Raw genomic sequence first — 26376 nt, forward strand, 5'->3', positions numbered from 1 at the left:
TGACAAATGAGCATCTGGATGTGGATCCGCTGCAGGCGCATTTCCATCCCGGCGTCTCGCCTGACGAGATTGAACAGGTCTACCACCTCAAGCGCGCGGCCCCGATCCTGACGGCCTTCACGGCCCTGTTCCACGGCGGCCAGGACGCGGTGACCGTGCGTCTGCTGGTGCTGCGCGAACTGGCCGGCGACGCCCATGCCTCGGCCTTCTCGCGCGCCGACGTCAATCAGAAGCTCGCCTATCTGCAACCGGAGTCGCTCGAGACCGTGCTGCAGCGCCTGCGCGCCCACGGCCTGCTGGCCTGGGACGCCCAGGCCGCCGTCTACCGGGTCACGCCGCTGGCGCGCAATGTGCTGTCGGCCCTCGATACCCTGCTGTCGATGGGCCAGGCCGACGACGAAGCTGAAATGGGCTTCCTGCTGTCCCAGGTGGCCGGCGCCCAGGCCGTCGGCGGCGTGACGGTCGACCAGCTGCGCCATCTGCTCGGGCGCCTGAATGAACTGACCGAAGAATTCCGCGACGCGATCGCCTCCGGCTCCGAATTCCGTCTGCGCGCCAGCCAGGCCAAGTGGCATATGGCCTGCGACTGGGTGGAGAAGGGCTCGCAGATCCTGCGTGCGATCACCAGCGACGAAAAGGCCGACAGCGCCACCCACCGCGCCGCCCAGGCCATCGGCCGCGCCCAGTCGGCCCTGCTGAATATGCAGGGCATGTTCTCGCGCGCGCTGAACCAGATCGAACGCCAGCGCGTGCACCTCGGCCAGTCCGGCCTGTCGACCACCGACATCAAGCGCTGGCTGCTCAATCACGCCGACCTGGCCAGCCTGGCCGACGAGGCGATCGACCGGCCCGTGGTCCCGCTGTTCATCACACCGGCCGAAATGCTCGACGTGGCCGAGAACGAACTGCTGTCCGACCGCGCGCGCGGGGTCCAGTCGGCCGGGCTGCCGGCCGGCCAGGATGCGCCGCTGACGGTCAATGACACGCCGCCGATCCAGCTCGAACTGAACGACTGGCTGGCGCGCCTGTCCGACTTTGCCAATATCGGCAATTTCCCCAGCCTGGAGCAGGACACGCCGCCCTCGGTGCCGGTGCACGAGGCCCTGCTGCCGGCCTCGTTCGCGCTGGCCTCCTACCGCGCCTCGCTGCTGCCCCTGCTGGGCGACGCGGCCGAGGCCAGCCTGCAGGGCGCAACCGCCGAACTGGCGCGCCTGCCGGTGCGCTTTGAACCGGGCGATCGCATGATCGCCGTGAACGACCCCGAAATCGCCGCCGTCTCGGCCGCGATGCTGACCCGACTTCCTGACCCCCCACCCAGCGATGAATGACGACGCCCAAATCCTGATCGCGCGCCTGCTCACGCACCAGTACCTGCGCCGTGACGACAAGATGGTCAAGCGCGTGCTGTCGGACGAATTGTTCCGCGCCGAAGTCGACAAGCGCCTGCTCGAAACGGGCATGAAGCTGCTCGATAACGTGTATGCCGACCATGTGACCCTGGCCCTGCACCGCTCGGTGGAGCCGAAGATTTTCGGCGCGCGCGACGTCTGGCAGAACAATAACTTCGGCCTGGCGCGCGACGGCGTGGCCCTGCTGGTGGTGCTGTGGGCGCTGATCATCCTGCCCAAGCGCGAGCGCCAGGAGAACCACGAGCACGCCGACGACAACCAGACCGATTTCTTCGACAAGGAGAAGCCGCTGCCGCGCGCCGAGGACACCTCGGTCGGCATCTCCTACAAGGCCCTGCTGGCCGACTTTGGCGAAAAGCTGGGCAAGAAGACGCGCATGGACATGAACCTGGGCATGCTGGCCAAACTCGGTTTCATCGAGCGCCGCGCCGACCTGATCGTCGAAGGGCCGCTGCTCGATCTGATGATGGATACCGACGCCCTCAAAGACCGCATCATCAATGGCGCCCTGGCCGACGTGTTCGGCCGCACGCCGGTGGTGGCGGTGCCCAAGCCCAGCCCGGAAGCCCCGACCGACGAGGAACCGCATGTTTCACATTAAATCGCTCGAGATGGTGCACTGGGATTACTGGCAGCGCATCAAGAACATCCCGCTCGACGCCAAGATCATCACCATCGCCGGCCAGAACGGCTCCGGCAAGACCACGCTGCTCGACGCGCTGCGCACCCTGTTCGGCCTCGATTGCTCGATGGGCCGCACCTACAAGCACTATGCGCGCCACAGCGGCCAGCAGACCGCCTGGCTGCGCGCCGTGGTCGACAACCGCGCCAGCGGGCGCCAGCTGTCGAACCGGCCGTTCCGCGGCTCCGGCTTCTTCAGCGACGACGAAGTGACGCTGTTCTGCCAGATCCAGAAGAACGGCGGCGACTGGAAGCGACAGTATCTGATGCGCCCCGGCTGCGTCGAGGTCGAGGAAGTGATGGAGGCGACCGACTGGCTCGGCGTCGAGAACTACCGCAAGCGCCTGGCGATGGCGGGCCTGTCCCCGGCCATGGCCAAGGTGCTGGCGCTGGAGCAGGGCGAAACCGACAAGCTGTGCGAGTACGCGCCGCGCCAGCTGCTCGATCTGGTGTTCCAGGTGTTCGGCGACAAGGAAGTGCTGGACGCCTACGACGAAGCCAAGCGCCACCAGCGCGACACCGAGGAGGAGCTCAAACGCTTCGAGTCCGAGCTGGATGCTTCGCGCACCAATCTGGAAGGCCTGCGTCTGCGCGTGGCCAACTACCACCAGTGGGAAGACCTGCACAAGGAAAAGCGCAATCTGCTCGAGGAAGTGCTGCCCACGCTGCAGTACCACGAGGCGCGCGAAAAGGCCGCGGCCCTGAGCCGCCAGCTGCGCGAAGCGCGCAAGCCGCTGGCCCAGGCCGACGCCCAGCTGGCCGACAAGCGCGCCGCGCTGGCCGCCCAGGCCAAGGCCCTGAGCGAAGCCCAGGCCCAGGAGGCCGCGCTCGAGCAGGAAGCCGCCAGTCTCGGCACGCGCCTGGCGGCGCTCAACGCCAAGCTCAAACCGCTGGAGAATCTGCTCGAACAGAAGGAGCGCCTGCAGAAGCTGGCCGCCGATGCGGGCGCCGATATCGCCGATGTCAGCGCCCAGCTGGAAGCCAAGGAGGGCGAACTCAATCAGCTGCGCGTCAAGCGCCAGGCCCTGGCCGACCGCATCGCCGGCGAACGCGCCACCATCGCCGCCCTGCAGGGCAAGAGCGCGATGCCGGAGCCGGAACCGGTGCGCGCCATGCGGCGCGCCTTGAACGAGGCCGGCATCGCCCATGCGATGCTGTCGGATATCGTCGAAGTGACCGACCCGAAATGGCAGGGCGCGGTCGAGGGTGTCCTCGGCGGCTATGCCTCGGTGGTGCTGCTCGAGCGCGCGCGCGACGCCAGCGCCGCCTACAAGCTGGCCGAGAAGGAGCGCTACCGCCACTTCATCGTGCCGGACTGCGTGAAGGCGCCCAGCCGCAAGGACGACAGCCTGCTGTCGGTGGTGCGCTTCTCGGCCCCGGCCCCGGAATGGCTGATCGACCAGCTGGCGCGCATCGAGCGTGTCGAGTCGGTCGACGAGGGCTTCCGCCTCGGGAAGGACATCGAGTGGATCACGCCCGAGGCCTACCACCGCGAACGGCGCGGCGGCCGCTCGCTGTTCGTCGAGGCCGCGCGCTACCGCTTCGGCTCGGCCGGCAAGCAGCAGCGTCTGGAAGCCATCGCCAAGGCCCTGCCGGCGCTGGAAGCCCAGGAAGACCAGCTGACCCTCGCCATCAGCAAGCTGGCGCAGGAAGTCGGCGGCCTGAAGGCGCGCATCGCCGGCGTCGACGCAGCCAAGGAGCTGTCGGCCCGCCAGGCCGAATTCGAGGAAGCCGCGCTGGCCATCGCCCCGCTCAAGGCGGAGCGCATGGAAGTCGGCGCCCGGCTGGGCGAACTGCAGGCGCTGACCAAAAATGCGACGGTGGCGCGCACCCGCGCCGACACCGTCTGGCAGAACGCCCGCATGGCCCTGTCCGAAGCGGAAGCCGGCATGCGCCTGAACGTCAAGCGTCAGCTTGAGCAGCGCGCCGAACACGCGGCCGATCTGCGCCAGCTGCGGCGCGACTGGCGCCACCTGCCTTGGAGCTGGCGCCGTCTGGCGCGCCGCCAGGCCCTGGTGGCCGAACACCAGAACGCGCACCAGGTCGACCTGCGCGTGCAGACGCTCGACCACGCGCTGGCGCGCGACGACTGGGAGCAGGACAGCACCGTGCTCGATCAGTTCCACCGGCTGAACGATCAGCTGCATGCGCGCCAGAACGAGACCGACGAGCGGCGCTACCAGAACAACCGCGCGATCGAGGCCACCGCGAATGCGCGCGCGGCCTATATCGAGCGGCTGCGCTACACGATCAAGACCTACTCGAAGAACATCAAGGAGCTGGGCGAACTGGCCGGCATCGACGTCCACGTCGATCCGGTGCGCCTGGAGAACGACGATGTGCAGCTGGCCCAGGCCGGCCTGCACGTGCGCTTCAAGTTCGACGGCAAGGACCAGATCGGGATGAACGACGGCGAGGCCTCGGGCGGCCAGCAGGTGATGAAATCGCTGGTGCTGCTGATTGGTCTGCTGAAGTCGGAGGATGGCTCGGGCGGTTTCGTGTTCATCGACGAACCCTTCGCCCACCTGGACATCCGCAACATCCAGCTGGTCGGCGAGTTCCTGAAGAATACCGAAGCCCAGTATCTGATGACGACGCCGCTGACCCACAACACCGACGTCTACGATCCGTCCGAGCTGACCCTCATCACCAGCAAGAAGAAAAAGGATCAGCCGTGGGCGCAGCCGATCTTCGTGCTGCAGCGGCGCCAGGCCGCCGCCTGATTCACTCGTCCAGGTTCCAGTCGGCGCCGGCCTTGCGGCGCCACTGGAACAGACCGGCCGAATAGCCGCCGAAGTAGCCGCAGGCCAGGCCGATCAGGGCCAGCGACAGCGGATGGTCGGTGATCCGCGCCAGCATGGCCGCATTCGACTGCTGCGCCACGTAGCCGTCGATCCCCACATACAGCAGGCGCGCGAACAGCAGCATCGGCACGGCGATGCCGAAGCGGCGGTTGGGCGTGAAGAAGTAGCCCTGCGGGGTCGATTCGCGCCGCGTCGAGCGCAGCGCATACCAGGCATAGGCCAGGCCGAGCGCGCTGCCGCCGGCCAGGGTGCTCAGATTATCGAGCGAGGGCGGCACGCTCAGGCCGACCAGCAGATCCACGCCGAGGAAGCCGACCATGCCCATCAGGTGCTTGGCCGTGGTCGATGGCTGGCGCTGCATCAGGGTCTTCAGACGGGCGTAGACGCGCCACACGAGCAGGGGCGTCAACAACAGCAGGGCGATGGTCAGCATGCGGCGAACAATCCGGAATCGAAAGCCAGATTGTAGCCGACGCCATCCCAATCACGCCGTTGCGCGCTTGCGTAATGCTGGCTATTCAGCGCGGGCTCACTGTGGCACCATGTCGCAGTTCTATAGGAGCCCTTCATGCGATTGTCCCTGCTTGCCCTTTCTGTCAGCGTGGTCCTGGTGGCCGCGCCCGTCCACGCGCAATACAAGCTGCCGCCGGCCCCGCTCCAGGCCCTGGTCGATGCGCCGCGTGCCCCCAGCCTGCACCTGTCGCCGCAGCGCGACGCCGCCTTCCTCGTGCAGACGCCCGAGCTGCCCTCGATCGCGGATGTCGCCGCGCCCGAGCTGAAGCTGGCCGGCGCGCGCATCAACCCGCGCACGGCGGCCGCCAGCCGTTTCTCGTTCGGCAGCAATCTGAGCCTGCTCGATCTGGCCAGCCAGAAGACGGCGCCGGTCAGCGGCCTGCCGCAGCCGCTGCGCCTGGCCGACAGCGCCTGGTCGCCGACCCAGCGCCACATCGCCTTTACCCACGTCGGCGCCGATGGCGTGCAGCTGTGGGTGGTCGACGTGGCCAAGCGCAGCGCCCACAAGCTGATGAGCGCACCGCTGGCGGCCGTGTTCAACCGCGGCTTCGAATGGCTGCCCGATGGCTCGGGCCTGATCGTCACGCTGCGCACGGCGCAGGCGGACAAGGCGCCGCGCACCAGCGGCGTGCCCGATGGTCCCGTGATGCAGGAGACCAGCGGCGGCGCCGTGCGCCAGCTGCGCACCTACCCCGACATGCTGCGCAACGAGGACGACGCGCGCGTGTTTAGCTTCTACGCGACCGCGCAGCTGGCCAGCGTCAACCTGAGCGGCGCGATCAAGCCGCTCGGCGCACCGGCCATGGTGTCGAGCTTCGCCGTCGCGCCCAACGGCCAGCTGGTGCTGACCCAGACGCTGGCGCGTCCGTTCTCCTATCTGGTGCCGTATTCGAGCTTCCCGCACAAGGTGGAAGTGCGCGACATGAGCGGAAAACTGGTGCAGCTGCTGGCCGAGCGCCCGCTGCTCGAAGGCCTGCCTTCGGGTTCGGTGGCGGCCGGCAAGCGCGACTTCTCGTGGCGCGCCGACGCGCCGGCCACCCTGGTCTGGACCGAGTCCGAAGGCGGCAAGAACGCCACCCGCGACCGCGTCTACATGCAGGCCGCCCCGTTCGAGGGCAAGCCGGTGGTGCTGGCCAATCTGGGCTCGCGCTATGCGGGCATGCGCTGGGGCCGCGGCGACTTCGCTATCGTCAGCGAGTACGCGCAGAAGACCAAGCAGACGCGCATGTGGCGCATCCGCCCGGACCAGCCGGAGACGGCGCCCGAAGAACTGTTCAGCTTCAACAACGAGGACCGCTACCACCATCCGGGTACGCCGGTCTCCATGCCGGACAAGGCCGGGCGCATGCGCCTGGTGTTCGGCGCCGGCGACAGCCTGCTGCTGATCGGTGCTGGCGCTTCGGACGAGGGCGACCGCCCCTTCGTCGACCGCTACGATCCGGCCACCAAAAAGGCCGAACGTCTGTTCCAGAGCAGCGCCCCGGTGTTTGAAAACGTGGTCGCGCTGCTCAGCGACGATGGCAAGCGTCTGCTGACCACGCGCGAATCGCCGACCGAAGCGCCCAACTACTTCGTGCGCCAGGGCGATCAGGTCACGGCGCTGACGCACAATCCGCATCCGACCCCGCAGCTGAAGGATGTGAAGAAGGAGCTGATCCGCTACAAGCGCGCCGACGGCGTGGCCCTGTCGGCCACCCTGATGCTGCCGCCGAACTACGCGCCCGACAAGGACGGCCCGCTGCCGATGCTGATGTGGGCCTATCCGCGCGAATTCAATTCGGAGGAAGCGGCCAGCCAGACCACCGGTTCGCCCTACAAGTTCAACGCCATCAGCTACTGGGGCCCGGCGGCCTTCCTGGCGATGGGCTATGCGGTGCTCGATAATCCGGCCATGCCGATCGTCGGCGCCAAGGGCAAGGAACCGAACGACACCTATCTGCCGCAGCTGATCATGGACGCCCAGGCGGCTGTCGATGAAGTGGTCAAGCGCGGCGTGGCCGACCCGAAGCGCATCGCTATCGGCGGGCATTCGTACGGCGCCTTCATGACGGCCAATCTGCTCGCCCATACGCGCCTGTTCAAGGCCGGCATCGCGCGCAGCGGCGCCTACAACCGCACGCTGACGCCGTTCGGCTTCCAGTCGGAAGAGCGCAACTACTGGAAGGCCAAGGACGTCTACAACGCGATGGCGCCGTTTAACTATGCCGACCAGATCAAGGATGCGCTGCTGATGATCCACGGAGCCGACGACAACAACCCCGGCACCTTCCCGATCCAGAGCGAGCGCATGTTCGCGGCCGTGAAGGGCCTGGGCGGCACCGCGCGCCTGGTCATGCTGCCCAACGAGGCGCACGCCTACCGGGCGCGCGAGTCGATCCTGCACATGCTGGCCGAAACCAACGACTGGCTGGAAAAATACGTGAAGAACGCGAAGTGAACATGGCGCGACGGCCCTTTGGTGCTACGCTTACGCTAACGCCGTAAGGAGCCGTCCATGACCCTGTTTGCCCACCGTGCCCCCGACCCGGAACCGGCCGAAGCGCCGGTTCCCGCCCCGCCGCACCAGCCTGCGCCCACGCCGCAGGACGATCCCGTCCCCGACCACCATCCAAGCGCCTGAGCGCCCTCAGTCAAAGGCCCAGGAGTAGAGCACGTCGAGCGCGCTGTTGGCGCCCGTCTGCAGCTGCACCGTCACGCGCGGATTGAGCTTGTAGCGCAGCTTGACCAGGCTGGAGGCGGCGCTCGCCCCCTGCTCGAAACTCAGATAGGCGCGCTGCGACAGGCGCTTGCCGACCGTGACGACGGTCGTTTCCAGCCCCTTGGCCTGGGACAGGCCGACTTCATCGACGCCGATCGCCCCGGCCAGCTTGCCCTGCAGGCCCATGCCGTTGGCGCCCCCGAGCAGGGCGCCGGCGGCGGCGCTGAGCACCCCGTATTCCTGGCCGGCGGCGACATCGATGCCATGGCCCAGCACCAGCCAGGACAGCTTGTCCGAGTCCGACACGTTCGGGGTGGACACCAGCTTGGCCGAGGGCGCCAGCGCGCTGCCGCGTACTTCGACCCCGGCTTCGACATTCGTCTCGGACAGCTGCTCGCCCTCGGGCCGCTTGCGCACGGCCAGAATCGACAGCGCCGGATTGTCGTAGGCGCCGCTGAAATTGAGCACACCGCGTTCGATCTGCAGCTTCTGGCCGTAGGCGAAATAGGTGCCGCTGGCGACCCGGATGCTGCCGTTCAGGCGCGGGCGCTGGCGCTCGGCCATGTGCAGGTGGACGCTGCCGGCCAGCTGCGCATCCAGACCCATGCCCTTGAGGCGGAATTCGTCGCCCAGACTCAGATCGAGTTCGACCCCGAGCGCGCGCCCGCTCGGCGCCGGTTTGCTGACCGGACCGCGCGCGCCCAGCACGATCACGTCGTCGGACAGGGTGGGGCGGTCCTGCGGCGCCAGTTCCACCAGGGCGCGGTCGGCGCGCAGCTTGCCTTCGAGCTGGTAGCGGTGGGCGTCGCGCAGCAGATTGGCCTGACCGCTGACGACCACCGTGCGGTCGGGCCGCGACAGCAGTTCCAGCTGCTGCGCGCTGGCGCGCAGATTGAGCTGCAGGTCGCCATCGAGCAGGCGCGCCTTGCCGTCCACGGCCAGGCTGCCTTGCGGCCCCTGGAACTGCAGGCGTTCGAGCAGCAGTTCGTCGCCGTTGATGCGCGCCGCCAACACACCGTCGCGCAGCTTCAGGCCCTGGTCGGTCCAGCGCACGGCCAGCTTGTCGCCGCGCAGATTGCCATTCAGGGCCGGAGTGCCGAGGGTGCCGCCGCCGCTGAAGGCAAACTGCAGCGTGCCATCGAGCTCCAGCCCCGGCTCGCCGCTGGCCGGGGCCAGCCAGGCGATCGAGCGCAGATCGCCGCTGGCGTTCAGGGTCAGCGGACTGGCATTGCTCAGGCGGCCCTGCTGAAGTTCGGCGCCGCCGTCAAAGTGCAGGCGGCCGCCGCGCGCGCTGTCGGCATCGGCCACCAGACGCAGCACGCCGTCGCGCACCTCGGCGCGCGCTTCCAGCTGGCGCAGGCCGAGCACCACCGGCACGTCGGCGCCGACGGTGGCGTCGCCGCGTTCGCGCAGCACGGCCACGCTGCCATCGATGGCGGGCGCCGCGCCCGGCTCGGCCTGGACGTCGAGCTGCCAGCGCGCGCCCAGCTGCAGGTCGCCGCTCAGAGTCTCGTGGATGGCCGGGACCAGCTGGCCCAGGTAGTTCAGGCTGACGCCATCGGCGTGGCCGCTGCTGCGCCAGCGGTGGCCGCTTTTGTCGAAGCTGTTCAGCGTCAGGCTGCCGGTCGGCAGGGCCAGCACGGCCTCGCGGATGGCCAGCTGCTCCAGCTGCAGGCCGCTGCTCCAGGCGAGCTGCAGCGGCGCCGGCTGGCGCAGGCGCAGCGCAAAGCGGCCGCTGTTCTCGAGCGCGGCCAGCTGGCCGTCCCAACGGTTCTGGGCGAGCGCGCCGCGCAGTTCGGCGCTGGCGTCCAGGGCCTCGCCGCGCGCACGCAGCTGCACCGTGTGGGCGCCGCGCGTGCCGCGCGTGCTCAGGCGCGCGCTGCTCAGACTCAGGGCCGGTCCCACATAGTCGGCCAGCTCCACGTCGGTGCTGAGCGGGTCGTCGGCGCCGCGGCCGCTGGCCAGGCTGGTGCTGGCTTTCAGCTGGCGCAGCTGGTGCTGGCCAAACAGCTTCAGACGCTCGCCCTGCACGGTGGCCTGCAGGGCCGGCGCATCGATGCTGCCGCCCAGCGTGGCGTCGGCATGCAGGGCGCCAGCGAAATTCGGGCCCAGCATGGCCAGGGCCGGCGCGTCGAGCTTGAGCGCCAGCTGTTCGCCCGCGCGGCCGAAGGCGCCGCGCAGATTGAGGCGCGCCGTGCCCAGGCGCAGATCGAGGTCGGCCTGCTCCAGATGCTGGGCGCTGGCGCTGAGATTGGCCGTACCGGCCAGTGGCGTATTGAGCAGGGTGGACGGCTCCAGGCGCAGGCTGGCGCTGGTCTGCCAGCTGGCCCCGAGCCGGCCGCGCGCATCGAAGCCGGCATTGATATCGCCCGCCAGCCAGGGTCCGAAGGCGGCCGGACTCAGATGGCTGCTGCTGCCCTTCAGATTGAAGGCCAGCGCGGCCTGCTCGACCCAGGCTTCGCCGCTGGCCTGCACGCGGCTATTGGTGGCCTGGGCGCCGCTGCCCCAGGCCAGGCCGCTGGCCTCGAGCGTGAAGCTGGTGCGCGGCGCGCGCAGTTCGCCGCTGGCCACGCCGCTGATTTGCACGCTGCCGCCCAGGCCGGGCTGCAGCGCGCCGAGCTGACGGCCGTCGAGCTGCCAGCGCAGCTCGTCGCCGCGGCCGCCGAGCGCACCCTGCAGCTTCAGGCTGTTCGGGCCAAGCGCGATCGCGGCGGCGGCATTCGACAGGCGGCCGGCCTGCACGCTGAAGCTGGCCTCGCCACTGAGGTTCTGGCCCAGCAGCTTGCTGGGGCCGATGCGCAGCGCCGCCTGGGCGTTCGGGTCGGCGCCCAGCTGCCCCTTGGCTTCCGCGCTCAGGTTCAGGTCGGCCTGTGGATAGCGGCCCAGCGCCGCCGGATTGAAATGGCTGCTGCTGGCCTGCAGGCGGAAGGGCGTGGTCCCTTGCAGGTCGGCGCTGCCGCTGGCCGTCAGGCTGCCGCCGCCGGCCTTCAGCTGCAGGCTGTCCAGGTGGAGTGCGCCGGCCGCGTGGCGCAGGCTGGCGTCGAGCAGCAGGCCGCTCTGGGCCAGGCGCGCCGTCAGCGCCTGCTCCTGGGCGTTGGCGCGCAGGGCGATGCGTCCGCCGATGCTGGTGGCGTGCAGGCGCGTGTGGATGGCGGCCAGGTTCAGGCCTTCGGTCTGCACGCTGAGATCGGCCGCCGGCGCGGGCTGCAGGCTCAGGGTGCCGCTGCCGCTGGCACGGCCGGCGCTGCCCAGATCGAGCTGCAGGTCCTGCAGGGCCAGGGTCTGCCAGTTGCCCTGCAGGGCGGCCGCAAGGCGCTTGAACGGCAGGCCGCGCTGATCGATGGCGCGCGCCGGATCGGCGTTGGCAAGCTGCAGCTGGCCGCTGACGGCGCTTGTGCCGGCCAGCTGCAGGTTCAGGTCGAGCCGCGTGGCGGGCAGGTTGGCGGCCAGCTGCTGCAGGTCGAAGCCCTTGGCTGTGAGGGTCAGGCTGGCCAGCGGCTGCGGCGCAAACGGGGTGACCCGGGCCGCGCCCTGTGCGCTGCTGCTGCCCGCGCGCGCCGTGGCCTGGACGTCGAGCGTGGCGAGCGGCCCCTTGGCCTGCAGCTGCACGGCCAGCGGCGCGGCCGCCAGATCGGCGCGGGCGTCGACGCTGAACGGCGCCTGCGCGCCGATCTGTCCGCTCGCGCGCAGCTCGCCATACGGGGTCTGCACGCTGGCGCCGCGCAGCGTCCAGTTGGCGCTGTCGCCGCTCAGGCCAAAGCGCAGCCGCTGCAGGCGCTGGCCCTGGACCTCGAGCGTCTCGATGCTGGCCGCGCCGATCGACAGCGAAAACGGCGGCGCCAGCGACAGCGGCAGCTTGGCCGGCCCGCTGTCCTTCAGGGTGGCGATGCGCAGGCTGCGCGCCTGCAGCTGGCTGATCGCGATCCCGCTGGTGAACAGCTGCCAGGGCGACCAGCGCAGCTCGATGCCGCGCACGCTCACGTCGTGGAATTCGTCGCGGAAGACCAGCTTCTCGACCTGCATGCGGCCAAACAGGGAACCGCTGACGCCTTCCGCCGCCACCTGGCCGCCGCTGGCGTCGGCCAGCTTCTGCACCAGTGCCTGCAAGGTGGATTCGCGCCCCAGATACCACCAGGCGCCGCCGGCCAGCACGGCCAGCGCGCCCGCCGCGATGGCGCTACGCCGGATCCAGGGAGGCAGTGGGGTCTTCATCAGAACGTGAACCCGAGCGAGAAGTGGAAGCGGTACTTGTGGATCGCCTGGCCGTAGGCGGCGTCCACATTGATCGGACCGACCGGGCTTTTCCAGCGCAGGCCGACGCCGTAGCCGGCGCGCGGCTTGAGCTCCTTGTAGACGTCGCCCGCATTGCCGGCGTCGTAGAACACGGCCATGCCCCAGGGCGGGTCGAACCAGTACTGGTATTCGGCGCTGCCGACCAGCAGATAGCGGCCGCCGACGATGGCCGTGCCGTCGCGCACACCGAGCTGCTGGTAGCCGTAGCCGCGCACCGAGCCATCGCCGCCGGCGCGGAACAGGTAGGTGGCGGGCACGCCGGCCTTCTGGCGCGAGGCCAGGGCCGCGGCCTCGCCGCGCAGGATCAGCGTGGCCGCCGGCGACAGCGGCCGGTACCAGATGCCCTTGGCCGCGCCGCGCACGAACGGGCGCTCGGTCAGGATCGGCAGCAGGGCGCCGCCCAGCATCAGCTGCAGCACATAGCCCTCGGTCGGGAACAACAGGCTGTCGAGCTGGCGCTTGGTCAGGGTCCAGGTCAGGGGCAGGCTCTGGCTGATGGCGCGCGGCTTGCCGTCGATGGTCTTGCGTTCATTGAGGTATTCGAAACTCAGGCTGCGTTCGAGCGCGGGCGAACCCCAGCCGCGCTTGACGGCGAAGTTGGAGACGCTGGTGATCTCGCCATTGAGGTCATTGCGCTCGAACGAGGCGCCAAACGAATCGTTGTAGCCGTCCGGCGAAGTGGGCAGAAAGAAGTCGGCGTGCGTGGCCTGGCGCCGTGTTTCGAGCGTGACCGCGCTTTTCAGGCGCAGGCCGCGCACGTTCAGATCGTCGAAATTGGCGGTCGCGCGGTTGCCGGTATTGGTCGAATAACCGAGACCGACGGCCACGTTCTTCACCTTGTTTTCACTGACCCGCACCAAGACCGGCACGATGTCGCCCTCGGACGCCAGATCGGCGCTGACCTCGACGCCATTGAAATAGCCGGCGTCCTGCAGGCGCGCCTGAAAGGTCTGGAGCGCGGCCTCGCTGTATTCGTCGCCCACATGCAGGGGACTGAGATTACTGATCACGCTGGCCGGGTAGCGCTGCAGGCCTTCGATGCGCAGCTCGCCCAGACGCACGGGCGCGCCGGCCACCAGGGTGACCTGCAGGCGCGCCGTGTGCGCGGCCGGATCGACGGTGGCGCTGGTGTCGCCCAGCTGGGCGCGCGGATAGCGGCGCTGCATGGCCTGGCGCAGCAGCTTGCGCTTGGCGGCCTCCCAGTCGGCCTGGCGGAACACCTGGCCGCTGTGCAGGGCCCATTGGGCGCGCAGGTCGGCCTCCAGGTCGGGCGCCACGCCTTCGACATGCAGGGCGACCTCGCTCACGCGCACCGGTTCGCCCGGCTGCACGCGCAGCGTCACCAGCGGTTCGGCCGCCTCGATGTCGACACTGGCACTGACCTCGGGCGCGTAATAGCCCTCGGTGGCGACCAGGGTGCGCACCTGCTCGGGCGCCAGGCGCACCAGGCGCGCGAGCTGATCGCGGTCGAGGCGCGGATTGCCGCGCCAGCGCATCAGGTCGAGATTGGCTTCGAGCAGATCGGCCAGCGGACGCGGGGCCTCCACCTGCACCCGGTAGGGCAGGCCCTGGGCCCGCAGCGGGGCGCTGAGGGCGGCGGCGCAGAGCAGCAGGCAGGGAGCAATCAAACGGCGCATGTCCATAGGCGCATCTTACCGGAATGGCAAATTGGATGGCGAGCGACTATCATGTGGGCTTTGCACGACCGGATTCTCACCATGCTCCCAGACGCTCACGCACTCGTTCTCTTCAGCGGCGGCCAGGACTCCGCCACTTGCCTGGCCTGGGCGCTGGAACGCTTCGCGCGGGTGGAGACGATCGGCTTCGACTACGGCCAGCGCCATGCGATCGAATTGCAGGTGCGGCCGGCCTTGCTGGAGCGCATGCGTGCGCTCAAGCCGGCCTGGGCCGAGCGCCTGGGCGAGGACCACCTGATCGACCTCTCGCTGCTGGGCAAGATTTCCGATACGGCCCTGACCAGCGAGGTCGAAATCCGCATGCAGGACAATGGCCTGCCGAACACTTTTGTACCGGGCCGCAATCTGTTGTTTCTGACCGTGGCCGCCACCGTGGCCTACCGGCGCGGCCTGACTGTGCTGGTGGGCGGCATGTGCGAGACCGACTACTCGGGCTATCCCGACTGCCGCGACGATACCCTCAAGGCCCTGCAGGTCGCCCTCAACCTGGGCATGGGCACGCGCACCCGCCTCGAAACCCCGCTGATGTGGCTGGACAAGGCCGACACCTGGCGCCTGGCCGACAGTCTGGGCGGCGCCGCCCTCGTCGATCTGATCCGCAGCGACACCCACACCTGCTATCTGGGCGAGCGCGGCGCCCTGCATCCCTGGGGCCATGGCTGCGGCAGCTGCCCGGCCTGCGTGCTGCGCGCGCGCGGCTACGCCCAGTACACGGGCAGCGCGGAGTAAGCCATGCGGCTGGCGTTGCTGACCGACGTGCACGCCAACCGCGAAGCGCTCGAAGCCTGCCTGCAGCACGCCGCCCTGCACGGGGCCGAGCAGTTCGCCTTCACCGGCGACCTGGTCGGCTACGGCGGCGATCCCTGCGCCGTGGTCGACATCGTGATGGACTATGCGCGCGACGGCGCCATCGTGGTCCAGGGCAACCACGACGAAGCGGCCGCCAGCGATGCGCCGCCGCGCATGCATGCCGAGGCGCGCGAAGTGATTTTGTGGACGCGCACCCAGCTCAGTCCCCGCCAGCGCGCCTTCCTGGCCGAGCTGCCGCTGACGGCGCGCCACGACCGCCAGCTGTTCGTGCATGCCAGTGCCGAGCAGCCGGGCCAATGGGAATACGTGAAAGGCATGGACGAGGCCGAGCGCAGCCTGAAGGCCGCCGCCGGCAGCCGTCTGGTCTGCTCCGGCCATGTGCACGGCCCCAGCCTGTTCCGCCGCGCCGACGACGGCCGCATGGGCGTGCATACGCCGGGCGCCGACACCACGGTGGCGCTGGCGCCCCAGCACCAGTATCTGGTGATTCCCGGCTCCTGCGGCCAGCCGCGCGATGGCAATCCGGCCGCCTGCTACGCACTCTACGACGACCAGCAGCGCAGCCTGAGTTTTTACCGCGTCCCCTACGACAATGGGGCGGCCGCGCGGCGCGTGATCGCGGTCGGCCTGCCGATTGTGTTCGCCATGCGACTGATTGAGGGTATCTGAACACCCATGCATTGCGCGGTGCAGGCCCGTACCGTACTATTTGTTAAGTCCTGTTAGCGATCTTGCATCTGATGGAAGCATCGAACACTCCTTCCGGCCCGCTGAGCCGGACGCGCTGGTTCAGCCCTGTGGTGCTGTCCGGGCTGGTGTTCGCCCTGTGTCTGGGGCTGACCCTGGTGCAGTGGCGCGGCGCGATGCGCAATGCCGAGCAGGACGTGCAGGCCGATTTCGATTACCGCGTGCGCGAGCTGATGACCCATCTCGATTCGCGCATGAACAGCTATGTGCAGATGCTGCGCGGCCTGCAGGGCCTGTTCGCCGGTTCCGGCGAAGTCACGCGCCAGGACTTCGAAGCCTATGCGACCGCGCTCGCGCTGGATGTCAATTATCCGGGCGTGTACGGGGTCGGCTTCATGGCCTATGTGCCGGCCGCCCAGCGCGCGCGCCACGAGGCGCTGATGCGCCGCAGCGGCTTCCCCGACTACAGCGTGCATCCGGCCGGCGAGCGCGCGTTCTACGCGCCGGTGCACTTCCTCGAGCCCTACACCGGCCTGAATATCCACGTGCTGGGCTTCGATCCGACCTATGATCCGGTGCGCCGCGCCGTGCTCGAACAGGCGCGCGACTCGGGCGCGCCGGCCATGTCGGGCAAGCTGAATCTGGTGCAGGAGCAGGGGCGCGAACATCCGCAGTCGGGCTTCCTGGTGCTGCTGCCGATCTACCGCAATAGCGAGCTGCATGTCAGCCTCGATCAGCGCCGCCATGCGATCGAAGGCTGGGTGTACGCGCCGTTCCGCGTCGGCGCGCTGGTCGAGGGCCTGGGCGGCGAGCGCGCCAACGAGCTATATGTCGAGTTCTACGACGGCGACGCCGTGCTGCCCGCCAATCGCCTGCTGACCGGTAGCGAGATCCAGCGGCCGGTGCTGAGCCGCGTGACCGAACAGCGGATCAGCATCGCCGGGCGCCGCTGGACGGTGCTGATCGGCGCGCTGCCCGCGTTTGAAGCACGTCTGGCGACCGAGCGCCCGCGCCTGATCCTCGGCGTCGGCCTGCTGTTCACGGCCGTGCTGACCCTGATCACCCTGCTGCTGTCACGCTCGCGCGCCCGCACCGCCGGCCTGCTCGAACAAAGCCGCAGCCTGACGCGCGAACTGGACGCCGGCCAGAAGCGCCTGGCCGGCATGGCCGATGCTGCCACCCGCACCCAGGCCATGCTGCGCTCGATCCTCGATTCGACCATCGACGGCATCCTGGTCGACAATGGCGACCGCCACATCCTGGCCTCGAACAGCCGCTTCCGCGAGTTGTGGAGCGTGCCGCCCGAACTCGATATCGAGCATGACGACGCCGCCCTGCTTGAACACATGGTGGCCCAGCTCACCCATCCCGCGCCCTTCCTGTATTCGCGCTCGCTGTCCTTCGACGACAGCGAAACCCACCGCGACCTGCTGCGCCTGAAGGACGGCCGCTTCTTCGAACAGTTCACGCGCAGCGTGCGCCTCGGGCAGGACACGGCGCGCCTGTGGTCCTTCCGCGATATCACCGAGCGCAAACAGATCGAGCAGCGCGAGCGCTCGCACCGCCACGTGCTCGAGCTGCTGGCGCGCGGGGCGCCGCTGCGCGGCATTCTGGAGGCGGTGGTGCTCGGCGTCGAGGCGACCAATCCCGGCATGCTGTGTTCGATCACCCTGGTGTCCGAGGACGGGCGGCGCATGGTCAACGCGGTCGCCCCGAGCCTGCCCGCCTTCTACATGGAAGCCGTCAACCACCTCGAAATCGGGCATGGCGTGGGCAGCTGCGGCACCGCGATCGCCACCGGCGCCCGGGTGATCGCCGAAGACCTGCAGCAGCACCCCTACTGGAAGGACTACCGCGATCTGGTGGCGCGCGCGCGTCTGGGCGCCTGCTGGTCCGAGCCGATCCGCGGGGCGGCCGGCAAGATCCTCGGCGCCTTCGCCATCTATCACCGCCAGCCGACCTATCCGAGTCCGGCCAATGTGGTGCTGCTCGAGCAGTCGGCCCAGCTGGCCGGCATCGCCATCGAACAGGCCCAGGCCGCGCAGGCCGTGCGCGCCGGCGAAGAGCGCTTCCGCAGCCTGTACGACAATGCCCCGGTGGCCCTGTGGGAGCAGGACTGGTCGGCCGTGCGCGAGGCCATCGGCCTGCTGATGCACCAGGACGTCGACGACATCGGCGCCTATCTGCGCGAGCGGCCCGCGGAAGTGCGCCGCCTGGCCGGCCTGGTGCGCATCGTCGACGTGAACGCGGCCGCGCTGAATCAGGTCGGTGCCGGCACCAAGGAAGTGGCCCTGCTCGGCATGTCCCAGGTGTTCGACGACAGTGCCGCAGGCGCCTTCGCGGCGGCCGTGGCGGCGCTGACCGAGGGCTCCCAGACCTTCCACTGCGAGAGCAGTTTCGTGCGCCTGGACGGCGTGCAGCGCTCGAACGAAGTGACGCTGCTGGTCATGCCCGGCCACGCCCACCTGCTCGATTTCGTGATCGTCTCCACGCTCGACATCACCGAGCGCAAACGCATGGACGCCGAGCTGCTGGCGCTGGCCACCACCGACTTCCTGACCGGGCTGCCGAACCGGCGCGAGTTCATGTCGCGCCTGGAGGACGAGCTGCAGCGCGTCAAGCGCAATCTGGACGAGCATGCGGCCGTGCTGATGCTCGATATCGACCACTTCAAGCGCGTCAACGACGAATACGGCCATCCGGCCGGCGACGCCGTGCTGCGCCAGCTGGCCGGCGTGATGCGCGCCGGCGCACGCCGCGTCGATTCGCTCGGCCGCGTGGGCGGCGAAGAATTCGCGATCCTGCTGCCCGGGGCCGACCACGGGGCCGCGCTGGCCTACGCCGAGCGCCTGCGCCAGAGCGTCGCCGACACCCCCATGACCCTGCCCGACGGACGCAGCATCCACATCACCATCTCGATCGGCCTGGGCGCGCTGATGGCCGGCGACGCCACGTCCGACATCGGCCTGGTACGCGCCGACAAAGGCCTGTATCTGGCCAAGGAACAGGGCCGCAACCGGGTCGGCCAGATCGACCCGGCCTGAAAAAAAACAGGCAGACCGAAGTCTGCCTGAACTGCTTCTGGGGGAAATCGGATCAGATGGCGGCGGCGGCCACTTCCTTGTCTTTGCGGTTCTTGCGCATGATGAAGTAGACGATGGCGGCCGGGATCAGGGCCGGCAACAGCAGCGGCGAGAGGGCGGCGGCCAGGGCGAGGGCGCCGACGGCCAGGCCGAACATGGCCAGCAGACCGAGGCCGGCGAACAGGAAGGCCAGCATCAGGCCGACACCCACGAGGACCACCCCGGCGATCACGATACCAGCGCCGCCCGCGCACAGGGCGATCAGGGCGCCGAGCGGGCCGCCGATTTCATCGCCATCGATATTGACGGTCATATCGCCGGTCATGGCGCTCCAGATCACACAGGCCAGTACGATCAGCACGGCGGCGGCGGCAAACTTTTTCATGATGTCCTCTCTCGTTGTGAGTTGCGATGGACTCACTGTATGCCTGAGCCGCCCGAGCGGCCATACGTATGCGACAAACTGCAAAAAACGGGGGGCGAGTGGTGGCCAGGGCGCACCAAACGGCGCTTGAAAAGGCCCGATCGCGGCCTATACTGAAGGTCCGGAAAGATGAGGGACGTGAACATGCAGGACCCGGACTACCGCCGCGGCCGCAGGGCGAGGCCGCTGGCCATGCACAAGCACGACGGCCCCAAGGGCCCGCCCTCGGCGCCGCCGAGCATCCCGCCCATCATCATCACGCCATTCGTGTACCACACGCCCCAGCCGACGCTCGACCCGCGCGTGACCCCGCTCGGGCCGCCGGTCATCCCACCGGCCCCTCCCGCGCCCATCCTGAACGGTGTCACATCCTGAACGGTGTCAGGTCCGGCAATCGGACATCGCGAAACTTTACCGGCACAGCCTTGTCGTCATCGCTGTGCGACCGCAAGGCGGACCGAAAGTTCTCAAATGTCCGATTGCCGGACCTGACACCGTTCAGGATCGCCAGGCGGCTTCGGGGTGGAAGCGCCAGGCGCGCTCGGCATGGGGCAGGCTGGCGATCACAGCGGGATCGTCGACTTGGCTGACGCTGCCGCTCAGCTCGAGCAGGCCTCCGCTCGCGAAGTCGGGGATCAGGAGGCCGGCGCGCGGGTGGAGCAGGAAGTTCCCCAGGCTCATGAAGAAGAAATTGCCGCGGTAGTCGGGCAGCAGCAGGCTGCCGTCGGCCTCCTGGCGCACGAAGCCGGGCGCGCCGCCGCGGTGCGAGGCGTCGGCGCCGTGACCGGGCGCGGCACTGGCCACGAACAGGGTGTCGGCCCGGGCCAGCAGGGCGCGGGCGTCGGCGTCGAGCGCGCTCAGGGCCTGCGCCGGAGCGCGGCCGGCCGGCGGGCCGGGCCAGCTGCGCACGGTGATGTATTGGGGGCAGTTGCCCGTCGTTTGTTCGACCGCGAGCGTGATGCCTTCGCGGTCCAGGCTGTCGATCCGGCCGTTGACGCGGTTGCGCCGCCGCGTCGGCAGCGCAATGCCAAGCAGACCGAGGGCGGCGCCTTCGTACAGGCCGGCGGCGAACGGATCGGCGGGCGCGGGCAGGGCGGCGATGCGCAGATGGCGTGCGTCGATTGCCTGGGCGAAGCCGGGTGCCCCGCTCAGCAGGCCGGCCCAGGGGCGGCCGTGGGCGTCGACGCTGGCCGCCACCAGCCACGGCAGCTGGGCGTAGAAGGCCTGGTGCTGCTCGGGCATGTGGTCGCGGATCACGCGCTGGCCGACTTCCTGCATGCGCGCGGCCACGCCGGCGCGCGCCTGCATCGCTTGCTCGCCGGGGTGGAAGGGGTGGGGGTTGAGCTTGTCCATGGTGGCCATTCTGGGACGCCGCGGCCGCCGGCGGAAGCCATGCGGGCCGTAAATAAATCTTTCGGCTGGCGCAATAATCGGGCTTGGACCGGCGCGGCGCCGCTGGTACACTTTGCCCACTCTGTCTGATGTGAGGTCCTCATGGGAAGCCGCCTGGAGCGTTTGGAAGCCGTGCAGTCGATGCTGATCGAAATCGGTCAGCAGTCGGCCAGCTGCCGCGACATCCGCGAGTTTGTGCAGGCGGTCCATCTGGCCCTCGGCAAGATCATGTACACGGCCAACTTCTTCGTCGCCCTGCGCGACAAGGAGGACCGCAAGGTGCGCTTCGTCTACTTCGTCGATGAGGTCGACCCGGCCCCGGACCCGGACGTGCTGGTCAAACTGGCCTCGCCCGAGGAGTCGCCCACGGCCTGGGTGCTGGCGCATGGCCAGACCCTGGTGATGACGGCCGATGAATCGGTCGCCCACAGCGCCGATGGCAAAGGCTGGGGCATCGGCACCACGGCCGAACACTGGATGGGCTGCCCGCTGCTCGATCACACCGGCTATGTGATGGGGGCGATGGTCATTCAGAGCTATGACGCCGACCACACCTACAGCCAGGAAGACCAGGAGCTGTTCAAGCTGATCGCGGTCGATGTGGCCAATGCGATCCAGGGCCTGCAGTCGGTCGAGCGGCTGGAGCAGGCCGTGCACGAGCGCACGCGCGCGCTCGAAGTCGAGGTGGCCGAGCGGCGCCGCGCCGAAACCATCCAGCACGCGCTGTATGAAATCGCCAACCTGTCGGCCAGCGCGGTCGAGGCGGAGGCCCTGTCGGCCAGTCTGCACAAGATCATCTCGGAGCTGATCGTCGCGCGTAACTTCCTGATCGCCCTGTACCACCCGGAGACCAAGGAGATCAGCATCCCCTACTTCGTCGACGAGAAGGATGCCGAGGCCCCGGTCAAGCGCTTCCGCTACGGGATCGGCATGAGCTCCTACGTCCTGGCGCGCAAGCAGGCCTGCCTGCACGATGGCCCCAGCTACCGCGCGCTGGTCGAATCGGGCCAGATCACGGAGCCGCTCGGGAACACCGACATCGCCAGCTGGATGGGCGCGCCGATGCTGGTGCACGACCAGCCGTATGGGGTGATCATCGTCCAGAGCTATGACCCGTCGACGCTGTTTACCCAGGCCGACCTCGATCTGCTGGCCTTCATGGCCAGCCACGTGGCGGTGGCGATCGCGCGCATGCAGGCCGACCGCGCCATCCGCAAGGCCAAGGACCGGCTGGAGAAGCAGAATGCGGCCCTGAATTCGGCCCTGACGGCGCTGCAGGAAGCGCAGTCGGAACTGGTGCGCCAGGAGAAGCTCGCTTCGCTCGGGCGTCTGGTGGCCGGGGTCGCGCACGAAATCAATACGCCGCTCGGCATCTGCGTCACGGCCACCAGCCATCTGGTGCAGGAACTGAAGCTGGCGCGCGAGGACCTGGCCAATGGCGCCATGACGGAGGACAGCCTGCAGGGCTTCTTCGATGTGATCGACCAGTCGCTGCGCATCATGACCACCAATACCCAGCGTGCGGCGGCCCTGGTGCGCTCGTTCAAGCAGGTGGCGGTCGACCAGTCCTCGGGCGACATCCGCCACTTCAATCTGAAAAGCTATCTGGACGAGGTGCTGCTCTCGCTCCAGCCCAAACTCAAGGGCCGTCCGGTCAAGGTCAGCGTCAGCTGCCCGGCCGATATCAAGATGGAGTCGTATGCGGGCGCCGTCTCGCAGATCGTCACCAATATGGTCATGAACTCGCTGGTGCACGGTTTCGAGAACGAGCGCGCGGGGAATATCGTGATCGAGGTGGCGCGCGGCGACGACGGCATGGTGGACTTCAGCTACCGCGACGACGGCGTGGGCATGGACGCCGATACCCTGTCCAAGCTGTTCGATCCCTTCTTCACCACCAAGCGCGGCACCGGCGGCAGCGGGCTGGGCGCCCACATTCTGTATAACCTGGCGACCGGCGCCCTGGGCGGTTCGGTCAAGGTCAACAGCGCGCCGGGCGCCGGCCTGCACTATCAGCTGCGCTTTCCCGCCAGCCTGCGCAGCAGCGAACCCGAAGCGGCCTGATTACAGGCTGTAGCGGCCCGACGCGAACAGGCGCAGGCAGGCGTCGACCACGTCGGCGTCGAACCACTGGCCGCGGTGGCGGCGGATTTCATCGAGCGCGGCGGCGCTGCCCAGACCGGCGCGGTAGGGCCGGTGCGAACACATCGCCTCGACCACGTCGGCCACGGCCAGGATTCTCGATTCGAGCAGGATCGCCTCGCCGCGCAGCCCCTGCGGATAGCCGCTGCCATCGAGGCGCTCGTGGTGTTCGTGCACCATGCGTGCGATCGGCCACGGATAGGCGATGTCCTTCAGGATCGCGTAGCCGCTCTCGGGGTGGCGCTTGAGCATCTCGTATTCGATCGGATCGAGCCGGCCCGGTTTATTCAGAATTTCGGCCGGCACCCGGATCTTGCCGACGTCGTGCACGATGGCGGCCAGCTCCAGGCCCTGCAGGCGCTGGGCGTCCAGCCCGAGTTCGCGCCCGATCGCCACCGCCAGCTGGGCCACGCGCGCTTCGTGCCCGGCCGTGTAGGGGTCGCGCATTTCGACCATGGCCGCAATCGCGCGCAGCGAGTCAACCAGGCTGGCGCGCAGGGCCTCACCGTGGCGCTGCTCTTCCTCGATCATGCGGTCGCGTTCGGCGCGCGTGCGCAGCGCCGCCAGCCCGAAGCCCAGGTCTTCGGTCAGCATCTGCAGCAGCTTGACCTCCTCGCTGTCGAAGGCGTCCGCTTCGGCCGCGTACAGGGTCAGGGTGTCGGGCAGGGCGGCGCCGACCGGTAGCGGCAGGGCCACGCTGGCGCGGTAGCCGTGCTTTTCGGCCTGCTCGCGCCAGGGCGCCATATTCGGGTTGCGCAGATAGTCCTGGTTGATCTCGACCCGGCCGAGGCGGACGGCGCGCCCGGTCGGGCCATTCCCGAACGGATTGTCGCCCCAGGACACGCGCACGCTGCCCAAGTAGCCGTCGGCGTCGCCGTAATGGGCGAGCGGCACCACGCGCTGCTCGGTGTCCTCGAGCGGGTGGCCGACCCAGGCCATCAGGTAGCCGCCGTCCTCCACCACGGTGCGGCAGACGGCCTGCAGCAGCTGGGCTTCGTCGCTGGCGTGCACCAGCACGCTGTTGACGGCGCTGAGCGTGCGCAGCGCGCGCTGGCTGCGTTTCTGTTCGCTGATGTCGAGCGCCTGCACCAGCAGCGAAGCGGGCTGGCCCTGCTCGTCGCGCACCACGGACGTGGTCAGCTGGGCCCAGCCGATGCTGGCGTCGCGGCGCCGGTAGCGCCGTTCCATGTGATAGTAGGCGCGCGCGCCGCTGACCAGGTCGGCCAGGTGGGCCTGCACCTCGGGCAGTTCGTCGGGGAGGATGATGCCGTGGAAGGGCTGGCCGATCAGTTCTTCCACGCGACGGCCGAGCATCGCGCACAAGGTCGGATTGGTGTGCAGCCAGCGGCCGTCGAGGCCGAGCAGGCCCATGCCGACATGGCTGTCGTGAAACGCCTCGAGCAGGGTATTGGGGCGTGGTTCTGGCTGCATGCCCCTCCTGTCTTAGTCCGGGAAACGGCGGTCGATATCGACCGCCTTGTCGACGTTGGCGATCAGCAGCTCGACATAGCGCGGATCGAGATGCTTGCCTGCCACTTCGCGCAGATGGGTGATGACTTCCTCGAGCGGCCAGGCTTCCTTGTAGCAGCGCTTGTGCATGAGGGCGTCGAACACATCGGCCACGGCGACGATGCGCGCGAACGGATGGATCTGTTCGCCCTTGAGGCCCTGCGGATAGCCGCTGCCGTCGAATTTTTCGTGGTGCTGGTGGGCGATGGCGGCGGCCGCCTTGAGGATCGGACGCTGCGAGCCATCTAGGATCGACAGGCCGACCTCGGGGTGGCGCTTCATGATCTCCCATTCGGCCGCGTCGAGCTTGCCCGGCTTGAGCAGCACCGCGTCCGGCGTGGCGATCTTGCCGATGTCGTGCATCGGGGCCGCATGGCGCAGCACGGCCGTTTCCTCGTCCGGCATGCCGGCGGCCACGCCCAGCATGTGGCAGATTTCGGCCATGCGGCGCACGTGGTTGCCGGCCTCGTTCGAGCGCGATTCGACCACGTCGCCCAGACGCATGATCAGTTCGGCCTGGGTGTCCGTGATCTCCTGGTTGAGCAGGATATTGTCGAAGGCCACGGCCACGCCCGAGCAGAAGATTTCCAGCAGCTGGGAATCGAGCTCGGAAATCGCCTCCACGCCCTTGAGCACCAGCAGCGTCGATTTGCCGCTGTTATTCGGGAAGTAGCCGACAAAGGTGTCGCCGTGCAGCTGCGAGATGCGGTTGCTGCGCGCTTCGTCGAGCTGGGCCATCAGGCCGGGATCGAAATCGAAGGCTTCGCCGATCTGGGCCAGCACTTCATAGTCCTGCTCGCCCGTAATGACGGAGGCGCCGCGCAGGCGCAGCAGGATCGACTGTTCCAGGCGCAGCAGGGCCACGACCTGCTGCAGCAGGCCATTGGCGAAATCCTTCAGATTGCGCTGCTGGAAGATATGGGTCGAGGCGGCGATCACGCGCTCCAGGCCTTCGCGGTAGCTGGCCTGCACTTTGCGCGCTTCCTCGACCTTCATGATGTCGCGGTAGGCGCGCAGGGCGGCGAAGGTGGTGGTGAACAGCTTCGTGCGGTCGAGCTCGGTCTTTTCCTTGTAATCGTTGATGTCGTAATCGACGATCACGCGTTCCTCCGGCGCCTGGCCGGGCTGGCCGGTGCGCAGCACGATGCGGGTGAACTGGTTGTCCAGGTCCTGGCGCATCCAGCGCGCCACTTCCAGGCCGCTGTCTTCGCGTTCCATCACCACGTCGAGGAACACCAGGGCGATGTCCTTCTCGCGCGCGAGCACGGCCTTGGCCTCGTCGCCGCTATAGGCGTGCAGAAAGCTCAGCGGACGGCCGTCGAGACGAAAACGCGAGAGCGTGAGCTTGGTGATGTCGTGGATATCGGGTTCATCATCGACCAGTAGCACCCGCCAGGGGGGCAGCTTCGGTTGGGCTGCGGACAAAAAGGACATGGATGGCTTCCGTGTTGGATGGGTTCCCGAGGAACAAGACTACAGACTGTGCGCGAAGTTTTGGCGCAGAACGTTTTGATTGTAGACTGAGCCGTTGCCGATCACAACAGTGTTAAACATCTGCCTGTCTCATGCTAAACACTTGGTAACAATTCGATAAACATTCAACACGAATTCGCCGCCAAGGCGGGCGTATGATGATGCAATCGACAGCATCAGGAGTCCGGAATGAAAGCCCAAGCCATCTTGGCGGCCAGCCTGCTGGCCATGGCCGCCGCCGCCCAGGCCGCCGTGAGCGTGAGTTTCACGGCTCCCGATAAATATCTGGACGTGCCGCGCGCCGAGGACGAGCGTGCCGACACGCTCAAGGACCTGCAGCGCCATTTCGAAAAGCTGGGCGCGCGCCTGCCGGCCGGGGTTGACCTGGCGATCGAGGTCACCGACGTCGATCTGGCCGGGCGCCTGGAGCCGAATATGCGTGCCGGGCGCGACCTGCGCATCATGCGCGGCATGGCCGACTGGCCGCGCATCGAGCTCAAATACAAGCTGACGCGCGGCGCCACCGTGCTGGCCGAGAAAGCCAGCACGGCGGTCGACATGACCTACATGGACCACCTGAACACCTACCCGCGCGACGACGCCATGCGTTACGAGAAGCAAATGCTCGACGACTGGTTCAAGCACGAAATCCTGCCCCAGCTGAAATAAACGAAAAATGGGGTCAGACCCCATTTTTCTCGGCGGATAAATGGGGTCTGACCCCGATTTATCTGCTGGGCAAGCTGGTGGTGGCGCGGGTG

At 68.4% G+C, this 26376-nt stretch carries 16 protein-coding genes; 9 read left to right on the forward strand and 7 right to left on the reverse strand.

Going from position 1 to position 26376, the window contains the following annotated elements; translation table 11 throughout:
* The first annotated feature begins 20 nt into the window (after positions 1 to 20).
* The 3 genes from LZ005_RS11845 to LZ005_RS11855 are packed head-to-tail and all read left to right on the forward strand — an operon-like array spanning position 21 to position 4813.
* Positions 21 to 1328: a hypothetical protein gene (locus tag LZ005_RS11845; RefSeq protein WP_373889325.1), complete on the forward strand. Its 1308-nt coding sequence runs from the start codon at positions 21 to 23 to the stop codon at positions 1326 to 1328.
* Positions 1321 to 2010: a hypothetical protein gene (locus tag LZ005_RS11850; RefSeq protein ID WP_237808273.1), complete on the forward strand. Its 690-nt coding sequence runs from the start codon at positions 1321 to 1323 to the stop codon at positions 2008 to 2010. Before LZ005_RS11845 ends, LZ005_RS11850 begins: the two co-directional genes overlap by 8 nt.
* Positions 1997 to 4813, forward strand: a complete 2817-nt coding sequence (locus LZ005_RS11855) for an ATP-binding protein (RefSeq protein ID WP_237808274.1) — start codon at positions 1997 to 1999, stop codon at positions 4811 to 4813. The genes LZ005_RS11850 and LZ005_RS11855 overlap by 14 nt, the downstream gene beginning before the upstream one ends.
* Before the next feature lies 1 nt (position 4814).
* Here the strand turns inward: LZ005_RS11855 and LZ005_RS11860 are convergent, their stop codons facing one another.
* A complete protein-coding gene (locus tag LZ005_RS11860) occupies positions 4815 to 5327 on the reverse strand; it encodes a hypothetical protein (RefSeq protein ID WP_237808275.1) in 513 nt (170 codons plus the stop codon).
* A gap of 135 nt (positions 5328 to 5462) precedes the next feature.
* Here LZ005_RS11860 and LZ005_RS11865 point away from each other — a divergent pair, with 135 nt between their 5' ends.
* Positions 5463 to 7844: a prolyl oligopeptidase family serine peptidase gene (locus LZ005_RS11865; RefSeq protein WP_237808276.1), complete on the forward strand. Its 2382-nt coding sequence runs from the start codon at positions 5463 to 5465 to the stop codon at positions 7842 to 7844.
* 189 nt (positions 7845 to 8033) lie between these two features.
* On the opposite strand, the gene LZ005_RS11870 is transcribed toward LZ005_RS11865, so the two are convergent.
* Positions 8034 to 12317 (reverse strand): translocation/assembly module TamB domain-containing protein, encoded by a 4284-nt coding sequence (locus tag LZ005_RS11870; protein WP_237808277.1) that lies wholly within the window; start codon positions 12315 to 12317, stop codon positions 8034 to 8036.
* Positions 12317 to 14041, reverse strand: a complete 1725-nt coding sequence (locus LZ005_RS11875; RefSeq protein WP_237808278.1) for an autotransporter assembly complex family protein — start codon at positions 14039 to 14041, stop codon at positions 12317 to 12319. The genes LZ005_RS11870 and LZ005_RS11875 overlap by 1 nt, the downstream gene beginning before the upstream one ends.
* 75 nt (positions 14042 to 14116) lie before the next feature.
* On the opposite strand from LZ005_RS11875, the gene queC reads away from it, so the two are divergent.
* From queC to LZ005_RS11890, 3 genes are all read left to right on the forward strand, one after another.
* A complete protein-coding gene (gene queC, locus LZ005_RS11880; protein ID WP_237808279.1) occupies positions 14117 to 14824 on the forward strand; it encodes a 7-cyano-7-deazaguanine synthase QueC in 708 nt (235 codons plus the stop codon).
* Between the two features lie 3 nt (positions 14825 to 14827).
* Positions 14828 to 15574: a metallophosphoesterase gene (locus LZ005_RS11885; protein ID WP_237808280.1), complete on the forward strand. Its 747-nt coding sequence runs from the start codon at positions 14828 to 14830 to the stop codon at positions 15572 to 15574.
* Positions 15575 to 15645: 71 nt separating this feature from the next.
* Positions 15646 to 18636, forward strand: coding sequence for a CHASE domain-containing protein (locus tag LZ005_RS11890; RefSeq protein WP_237808281.1), 2991 nt, complete (start codon positions 15646 to 15648; stop codon positions 18634 to 18636).
* A gap of 52 nt (positions 18637 to 18688) precedes the next feature.
* Here LZ005_RS11890 and LZ005_RS11895 read toward each other — a convergent pair whose 3' ends face one another.
* Together LZ005_RS11895 and LZ005_RS11900 are read right to left on the reverse strand one after the other, a co-directional pair.
* A complete protein-coding gene (locus tag LZ005_RS11895) occupies positions 18689 to 19060 on the reverse strand; it encodes a hypothetical protein (RefSeq protein ID WP_237808282.1) in 372 nt (123 codons plus the stop codon).
* 537 nt (positions 19061 to 19597) lie between these two features.
* Positions 19598 to 20452 (reverse strand): pyridoxamine 5'-phosphate oxidase family protein, encoded by an 855-nt coding sequence (locus LZ005_RS11900; protein ID WP_237808283.1) that lies wholly within the window; start codon positions 20450 to 20452, stop codon positions 19598 to 19600.
* A 141-nt stretch (positions 20453 to 20593) separates the two neighbouring features.
* Here LZ005_RS11900 and LZ005_RS11905 point away from each other — a divergent pair, with 141 nt between their 5' ends.
* Positions 20594 to 22555: a GAF domain-containing sensor histidine kinase gene (locus LZ005_RS11905; RefSeq protein ID WP_237808284.1), complete on the forward strand. Its 1962-nt coding sequence runs from the start codon at positions 20594 to 20596 to the stop codon at positions 22553 to 22555.
* Here the strand turns inward: LZ005_RS11905 and LZ005_RS11910 are convergent, their stop codons facing one another.
* Both LZ005_RS11910 and LZ005_RS11915 read right to left on the reverse strand, forming a co-directional pair.
* On the reverse strand, positions 22556 to 24064 hold the full coding sequence (locus tag LZ005_RS11910; RefSeq protein WP_237808285.1) for an HD domain-containing phosphohydrolase: 1509 nt from the start codon (positions 24062 to 24064) through the stop codon (positions 22556 to 22558).
* A gap of 12 nt (positions 24065 to 24076) precedes the next feature.
* Entirely contained in the window at positions 24077 to 25576 is a 1500-nt protein-coding gene (locus LZ005_RS11915) for an HD domain-containing phosphohydrolase (protein WP_237808286.1), read from the reverse strand.
* A 228-nt stretch (positions 25577 to 25804) separates the two neighbouring features.
* On the opposite strand from LZ005_RS11915, the gene LZ005_RS11920 reads away from it, so the two are divergent.
* Entirely contained in the window at positions 25805 to 26284 is a 480-nt protein-coding gene (locus tag LZ005_RS11920; protein ID WP_237808287.1) for a DUF3016 domain-containing protein, read from the forward strand.
* Positions 26285 to 26376 lie beyond the last annotated feature (92 nt).

This window comes from Massilia sp. TS11 (assembly GCF_022012445.1).
GTDB lineage: Bacteria > Pseudomonadota > Gammaproteobacteria > Burkholderiales > Burkholderiaceae_D > Telluria.

Bases quoted from the DNA above. Each gene is read 5' to 3' on its own strand.
- LZ005_RS11860 (WP_237808275.1), bottom strand. From the start codon at position 5,327: ATGCTGACCATCGCCCTGCTGTTGTTGACGCCCCTGCTCGTGTGGCGC.
- LZ005_RS11915 (WP_237808286.1), bottom strand. From the start codon at position 25,576: ATGTCCTTTTTGTCCGCAGCCCAACCGAAGCTGCCCCCCTGGCGGGTG.
- LZ005_RS11885 (WP_237808280.1), top strand. From the start codon at position 14,828: ATGCGGCTGGCGTTGCTGACCGACGTGCACGCCAACCGCGAAGCGCTC.
- LZ005_RS11895 (WP_237808282.1), bottom strand. From the start codon at position 19,060: ATGAAAAAGTTTGCCGCCGCCGCCGTGCTGATCGTACTGGCCTGTGTG.
- LZ005_RS11875 (WP_237808278.1), bottom strand. From the start codon at position 14,041: ATGGACATGCGCCGTTTGATTGCTCCCTGCCTGCTGCTCTGCGCCGCC.
- LZ005_RS11890 (WP_237808281.1), top strand. From the start codon at position 15,646: ATGGAAGCATCGAACACTCCTTCCGGCCCGCTGAGCCGGACGCGCTGG.
- LZ005_RS11905 (WP_237808284.1), top strand. From the start codon at position 20,594: ATGGGAAGCCGCCTGGAGCGTTTGGAAGCCGTGCAGTCGATGCTGATC.
- LZ005_RS11910 (WP_237808285.1), bottom strand. From the start codon at position 24,064: ATGCAGCCAGAACCACGCCCCAATACCCTGCTCGAGGCGTTTCACGAC.
- LZ005_RS11870 (WP_237808277.1), bottom strand. From the start codon at position 12,317: ATGAAGACCCCACTGCCTCCCTGGATCCGGCGTAGCGCCATCGCGGCG.
- LZ005_RS11865 (WP_237808276.1), top strand. From the start codon at position 5,463: ATGCGATTGTCCCTGCTTGCCCTTTCTGTCAGCGTGGTCCTGGTGGCC.
- LZ005_RS11850 (WP_237808273.1), top strand. From the start codon at position 1,321: ATGAATGACGACGCCCAAATCCTGATCGCGCGCCTGCTCACGCACCAG.
- queC (WP_237808279.1), top strand. From the start codon at position 14,117: ATGCTCCCAGACGCTCACGCACTCGTTCTCTTCAGCGGCGGCCAGGAC.
- LZ005_RS11920 (WP_237808287.1), top strand. From the start codon at position 25,805: ATGAAAGCCCAAGCCATCTTGGCGGCCAGCCTGCTGGCCATGGCCGCC.
- LZ005_RS11900 (WP_237808283.1), bottom strand. From the start codon at position 20,452: ATGGACAAGCTCAACCCCCACCCCTTCCACCCCGGCGAGCAAGCGATG.
- LZ005_RS11855 (WP_237808274.1), top strand. From the start codon at position 1,997: ATGTTTCACATTAAATCGCTCGAGATGGTGCACTGGGATTACTGGCAG.